We start from the raw sequence: 6,148 nt of genomic DNA, 5'->3' as shown, positions 1-6,148 counted from the left end.
CGCCGCGTCGCGGGGGCCGAGGCGACACCAAGTGACCCCAACTCGTGAGGCCCCGGCGGGCGTGAGTCAGTCGAGGGCGCGGCGCCAGTCCTCGAGCAGACGCGCGATGACGCGAGTCTGCGCCCACGGCATCTCGGGCGCTTCGGTGCGACCGTCGCGGAGCGCCGCGATGACGGCATCCGCCTCGGCCGCCATCGGATTCAGTGTCTCGGCCGTCAGGTGCTCGACCGTTCCGTCGGGCCGGCGCAGCACGGCGGCATCCGTGCTCTGCTGCCGGCTCCCCCACACGTTGGGCACCTCGATCTCGCCGGACGTGCCGACGATGCGCGCCGCGCGCGGCAGATCCTCGACGATGGCCGTGCGGACGCGCGCCGTCACGGCGCCGAGCTGCAGGACAGCGGATGCCGTCTCGTCGACGCCCGTGTCGCCGATGAGACCCTCGGCGGAGAGCACACGGGCATCGTCGAGCGGCTGCCCGGCCCAGGCCGCGACGCCGGCGGCGAGGGAGACGGGGTAGCAGCCGGCATCGAGGATCGCGCCGCCGGCCACGGCGGGATCGAAGAGGCGGCCCGTCCGCTCGGCCGCCGTGAACCCGATCGTCGTCACGACCTCGATGATCTCTCCGATCGCCCCGTCCTCGATTCGCCGGCGCAGCAGCTCTGGGAAGGGGCCGAAGCGGTACTTGAACGCCTCGACGAGCGGGAGGCCGGTGCGTGCGGCGACCGCGAGCACGGCATCCGTGTCGGCGGGAATCGTCGTCAGCGGCTTCTCGCACAGCACCGCCTTGCCCGCCTCGAGGGCAGCGATCGCGAGCTCGCCGTGCGTCGTGTGGACCGTGCCGATGTAGAAGGCGTCGATGTCGTCGCGCTCGAGGATCTCCTCGTAGGTCCCGGCGACGGCGGCACCGTGCGCGTCGGCGAAGGCGCGGGCGTCGGCGGCGGAGCGGGCACCGACGGCGTGCAGGTGGCCGAGGGTCGCGTGGGTCAGACCGTTCGCGAAGTCGCGGCTGATGGCGCCGGCGCCGAGGATCGCCCAGCGCGCGGTCACGGCTGGGCTCCCGTCACGACGGGGCGGTCCGGGTGGTTGGACCACTGGCTCCACGACCCGACGTACAGGGCGGGGTCGAGCCCGGCGCGCTGCAGCGCGAACACGGCGTGCGCGGCCGAGACACCGGAGCCGCAGTACACGCCGATGGGGCCGTCGACGTCGAGGGCTTCGACGCGGCGACGGAGCGCGGCGGCGGGCAGGAACCGACCGTCCGCGTCGAGATTGTCAGTCGTCGACAGGTTGAGCGCACCCGGGATGTGGCCCGCCTGCGGGTCGATCGGCTCGTTCTCGCCGCGGTACCGCTCTGTCGCGCGGACGTCGAGGAGCGCGCCGTGCGCGGGGAGCGCCGCGGCCTCGTCGATCGTGAGCTGCGGCAGATGCCCGGGCGCGAGCCTCACCGTGCCAGGCACGGGAACGACATCGCCGGTCTCGAGCGGCAACCCGGCGGTCCGCCATGAGCCCAGCCCGCCGTCGAGGAGACGCACGTCGGCGACACCGGCGTCGGTCAGCATCCACCACGCGCGAGCCGCGCCGAAGGACTGCCAGTCGTCGTAGACCACGACGGTGTCGCCGTCGTTGAGGCCCCAGCGCCGCGCGGCGGCCTCGAAGTCGGCCGCGGCGGGCAGCGGATGCCGGCCGTCGGCCGGTTCGCCGTGCGCGGCCAGCTCGTCGTCCAGGCTGACGTATACCGCGCCGGGAATGTGGCCGGAACGGTAGGCCTCCCGACCATCCGGCGCGTCGAGCCGCCAGCGGATGTCGAGGACGACCGGCGGTCGCTCCGATCCGAGGAGGTCATCGAGCTCGGCGGGGGTGATGAGTTCTGCGCCCATCCTCCGAGCGTAGGCCGCGACGCCCGCGTCGGCGTGCTGACCGTCAGGCGATCGCGGTCCGCCGGGTGAGGTCGGGGTCGCGCGGTGGCACGAGCCACGACACGAGCGCAATCACCGCGGGCAGGCCGAGGGCGAGCACGACGAGCCACAGCCACGGCATGTCGCCGAAGGACGGCGGGTTGTAGATCCGCTCCGACGCGAGGGCGACACCCCAGACGGGGAGGATGCCGGCGACCGTACCCGTCACCATGCCGAGGCCGGCCACGATCGCGGCCTGCCAGAGCGCGATCCCCCGGCGCAGCCGGCGGGTGCCGCCGACGGCGGCGAGCGTCGCGTCGTCGGGTCGCCGCTCGACGCGCGCGAGCCCGAGCGCGACGCTCGAGGCGCCGATGACGAGCACGGCGGTCGCGCCGACGGCGAGCCACATCCAGGGGGCGGCGTCCGGCGGGCCGGACTCCAGGTGCGGCCACATGCCGACCTCGCCTGTGCGCGACAGGGTGTCCGCCTCCTGCTGCAGGCTGTCGACCTGCGCCGTCGTCAGCGGCACGTCGTAGGTCGCGATGACCGTCCAGTTGCCGGAGCGGAGTCCCCAGCTGTCGGCGAGTTCCGGGACGATGAGCACCGAGACCTGGCGCTGGGGCTGATCGCGCCGGATCGCGGCGACCGAGACGACGTCGGTGGGGGCCTCGGCGACCTCGGTCTTGGCGAGTCTCTCCTGCGTTGAGAAGGCCACCGCCACCGTGCCATCGTCGCGGATGTAGTCGGGATCGAGGACGAGGGCCGCGCCGTCGCGGTAGGCGGCGAGCTCCGCCGTCGACAGCTCCTCCCCCGTCACCGCCTCCAGCTCCGTCGCATCGACGATGCCGAGGTTCCACCACGGTGACTGGTGCCACCGGCAGTCCGCGATCTCGAGCTCCTTGCACTGGTCCGCCGCGAGCGCGGCATCGATGTGCTCCATCCGCGGGAAGGCCAGGATGTCGTCCGGGTTGAGCAGCGTGCCCGTTGCATCCCATCGCCCGGTCCCGGCATCCCACACGGTGCCGAGCGTGCCCGGACCGGCGGACTCGAGCAGGCTCCGGGCGGTCGCCTCCGCGTCGATGTAGACGCCGCGCGACGCCCCCGCGCCGTCGTCCTGCCACCCGGTCACGACGGTGCCGACGGCGAGGTGCTGCCGGTCGATGTCGTCCATCCAGCCCGCCACCGAGACGCTGCCCACCGGCGCGGCGTAGGTCCAGCCCCGCTCGGCCTGCTTCGTGACGAGGGCGATGGACCCGAGCGAGGCGGCTGCCAGGAACGCGCAGGCCGCGATCGCGGCGAAGGCCGGGACGATCCGGCCCGGGTTCGCCGCGGCATCCCGGCTCGCGATCCGCGAGGCGAGCCCGAGGCGGGAGAGCGGCCGTGCCAGGAGCGAGATGAGCCAGTGCCCGCCCAGCATGACGCCGACCTGCAGCAGGATCGGGCCCAGGATGATGCCGATGATGCAGATCGTGCGCCGGCCGTCGTCGCCGCTGACGAACTCCTCGGCATTGATCGCGGCGAGCCAGAGCGCGCACACCGCTGTCAGCCCCACGCCGGCCGCGATGAGCAGCACGCCCCACAGGGGGCGGTCCACGCGCACCCGCGCCGGCCGGCGCGACCCGCGGAGCGCGGCGATGACCTCGCCCTTCGTCGCGGCGCGCGCCGGCGCAATGGCCGCGATCGTCCCCACGATCACGGCGAAGGCGATGACGGCGGCAAGGCCCCACCAGGGCACGTGCACGCCCTGGAACGCGGTCGTCGACCCGTCGTCGAAGAGATGGAGGAACAGGATGCCGAGCCCGATGCCGGCCGCGGACCCGACGATGCCGCCGACCCCGCCGAGCACGGTGCCCTGCAGCAGCACGACGCGGAAGACGTCCGCGCGGGTGGCTCCCACGCTCGCGGCGACGGCGAGCGCGCGCTGCTGCCGGCGCGCGCTCACCGAGAAGGCTGCGCCGGCCAGGAGGACGACGAGGTACCCGGCGAAGGCGGCGGCGGCGCCGATGAGCCAGACCATCGACAGGGCGAGCGCATCCCCCGACGCCCAGGGGTTCGCCATGTCGCCCGGCGCGACGAAGAGGTCGCGGTCGAAGACGATCATCCCCTCCCGGTTCAACGCACGGACGTCGTCCGGGGTCGGACTCCACTCCGGCAGGTACCAGACCGTGCTCAGGACGTCCTCCTGCAGCGCGCGGTTGGCCGGCGTGCCGGGGAGGAAGACGACTTCGGCGGCGTGGGGGTCTTCCGCCCGCTTGAGGACACCGGTCACGGTGTAGGTCGCGGCCGGCTCGGTGAGCTCCAGCCGGTCGCCGACCCCCACGCCCAGGCGCTCGAGGGCACCGGGCGAGACGACGACCTCGCTGTCGCTCGCAGGAGCCCGCCCCTCGATCAGCTCGAAGCGCCCGCGCAGCACCGGCGCCGCGGCATCCCCGATCACGGCGGTCATCGCGCCGATGCCGCCCGCCGTCTCGGCGGTGACCCGCCCCGCACCGATCTCGATGGCGCCGGCTGGGAGGAACGGGCGGGCGCTCCCGTGGGGCGGCAGCTCCTCGTTGATGAGCTCACCGGTCTGCTCTTCTCGCGCGACATCCCACCAGGTGGGCTCGTCGAGGTACTGCGTGAGCGACGGGTCCGGGCCGTGCACGATCGACACCCAGGCGTCCGCCCCGCCGAGTTCGGCGCGGATCCGCTCCTCCGTCGTTGCGACGTGGCCCATGCCGAACACGATGGCCCCCGCGACGAGGGTCATGGGCAGCGCGATGAGCGCCACGACGAGCAGGCTCGAGGCCCAGCCGCGCAGCGACTGCCGCCGGGCGAGCCGCAGGTCGGCGCGCAGGCGCGGCCAGATGCTCGGACGGTCGGGGCGTGGGTCGGCGGCCGGCGCGGCGGGCGGCGCATCGGCGCGCTCGAGAAGCCCGGTCACGGCGTGCCCGCCAGCAGCGTCTCGGCACCATCGCGGCGCGACTGGTCGACGATACGGCCGTCGCGGAGGAACACGATGCGGTCGGCCCACGCGGCGTGCCGCGCCTCGTGGGTGACGAGGATGCCGGCCGCCCCCTGGTCGACGCGGGAGCGGATCATCTTCATGACCGCCTCGCCCGTCACCGAGTCCAGTGCGCCGGTGGGCTCGTCGGCGAGGATCAGCCGGCGGCCGCCGACGACCGCGCGGGCGATCGCGACGCGCTGCTGCTGACCGCCGGAGAGGTCGTCGGGGTAGGCATCGAGTTTGTCCTCCAACCCGACCGAGGTGAGCGCGTCTCGCCCGGCGCGCCGGGCGACGCGTGCCCGGAAGCCGTCGAGCTCGAGCGGCAGCGTCACGTTCTCGAGTGCCGTGAGCGTCGGGATGAGGTTGAAGTCCTGGAAGACGAAGCCGAGCGAGCGGCGCCGCAGCTGCGCGAGCTGACGAGCGGACGCCGTCGAAAGGTACGTGCCTTCGACGATGACCTCGCCGGTCGTGGGTTTCTGCAGCCCCCCGGCGATCGACAGCAGCGTCGACTTGCCCGACCCGGAGGCCCCCATGATGGCGACGAGCTCACCCCGCTGCACCGTGAGATCGACGCCGGAGAGCGCGGAGACCGACGTCGCACCCTCGCCGTACTGCTGCGTGACCCCGGTCAGCTGCAGCACCGGCGCGTCGGTCATGCGCCCGCCTCCGTCTTGACCGGGCGTCCGCGCTTGGGCTTCTCGGTCGACAGCTCGAGCTCCATGGCGTGCTGCGGGTGCAGCGCGAGCCGCTGCTCGGTGTGGTCGAGCCAGCGGATCTCCGCTTCCGCCGTGAAGATCATCGAGTCCACGACGAGCGACCACGCGAGCTCCTCCGGCCCATCGGGATTGGCGCCGGCGTACTTCGCGCGGTTGAGCTCCTGCAGCTGCCGCAGCGATGCGAGGCGCTGCGTCTGGATCACGTCGCCCACGTCGATGCCCGGCAGGGTTGCGGCGACGGCGAGCTTGATGGCCAGCTCGTCGCGCGTCCCCTGCGAGCGCTCCACGGGCGAGGCGAGCCAGGCGCGCACCTCGAGCCGGCCGGCATCCGTGATCTGCCAGTACACGTGACCCTGCTCGTCGACGTCGCCCTTCTCGACGAGCCCATCGCGCTCCAGCCGGTCGAGGGTGTTGTAGATCTGCCCGACGTTGAGCGGCCAGGTCGAGCCGGTGCGGCGGTCGAACTCCGTCCGCAGCTGATAGCCGTAGCACGGCCCCTGATCGAGGATGGCCAGCAGGCTCTGTCGCACCGACATCATGACTCCGTTCAT

Annotated in this window: 5 protein-coding genes; all 5 read right to left on the bottom strand. The window is 73.3% G+C overall.

The window, feature by feature from the left end:
- Positions 1-66: 66 nt before the first annotated feature.
- Genes BR85_RS13410 through BR85_RS13390 form a run of 5 tightly spaced genes read right to left on the bottom strand, consistent with a single transcriptional unit; the run spans position 67 to position 6,133 of the window.
- Positions 67-1,047, bottom strand: a complete 981-nt coding sequence (locus BR85_RS13410) for a Gfo/Idh/MocA family protein (protein ID WP_036273097.1) — start codon at positions 1,045-1,047, stop codon at positions 67-69.
- Positions 1,044-1,877 carry a sulfurtransferase gene (locus BR85_RS13405; protein WP_028497126.1) on the bottom strand — a complete coding sequence of 278 codons (834 nt, stop codon included), beginning with the start codon at positions 1,875-1,877 and terminating at the stop codon, positions 1,044-1,046. Before BR85_RS13405 ends, BR85_RS13410 begins: the two co-directional genes overlap by 4 nt.
- 43 nt (positions 1,878-1,920) lie before the next feature.
- Positions 1,921-4,818 (bottom strand): FtsX-like permease family protein, encoded by a 2,898-nt coding sequence (locus tag BR85_RS13400; protein ID WP_051526391.1) that lies wholly within the window; start codon positions 4,816-4,818, stop codon positions 1,921-1,923.
- Positions 4,815-5,537: an ABC transporter ATP-binding protein gene (locus tag BR85_RS13395; protein WP_028497124.1), complete on the bottom strand. Its 723-nt coding sequence runs from the start codon at positions 5,535-5,537 to the stop codon at positions 4,815-4,817. Before BR85_RS13395 ends, BR85_RS13400 begins: the two co-directional genes overlap by 4 nt.
- The gene (locus tag BR85_RS13390; protein ID WP_028497123.1) at positions 5,534-6,133 is read right to left on the bottom strand and encodes a PadR family transcriptional regulator; all 600 of its coding nucleotides are present in this window, start codon (positions 6,131-6,133) and stop codon (positions 5,534-5,536) included. The genes BR85_RS13395 and BR85_RS13390 overlap by 4 nt, the downstream gene beginning before the upstream one ends.
- Between the last annotated feature and the right edge of the window lie 15 nt (positions 6,134-6,148).

Source organism: Microbacterium sp. UNCCL10 (assembly GCF_000746195.1).
GTDB lineage: Bacteria > Actinomycetota > Actinomycetes > Actinomycetales > Microbacteriaceae > Microbacterium > Microbacterium saccharophilum.
The sequence above is the reverse complement of the archived record's forward strand: the minus strand, read 5'-3'. Positions and strand labels throughout refer to the sequence as shown.

Coding starts and splice junctions, on each gene's coding strand:
- BR85_RS13405 (WP_028497126.1), bottom strand. CDS start 1,877: ATGGGCGCAGAACTCATCACCCCCGCCGAGCTCGATGACCTCCTCGGA.
- BR85_RS13395 (WP_028497124.1), bottom strand. CDS start 5,537: ATGACCGACGCGCCGGTGCTGCAGCTGACCGGGGTCACGCAGCAGTAC.
- BR85_RS13390 (WP_028497123.1), bottom strand. CDS start 6,133: ATGTCGGTGCGACAGAGCCTGCTGGCCATCCTCGATCAGGGGCCGTGC.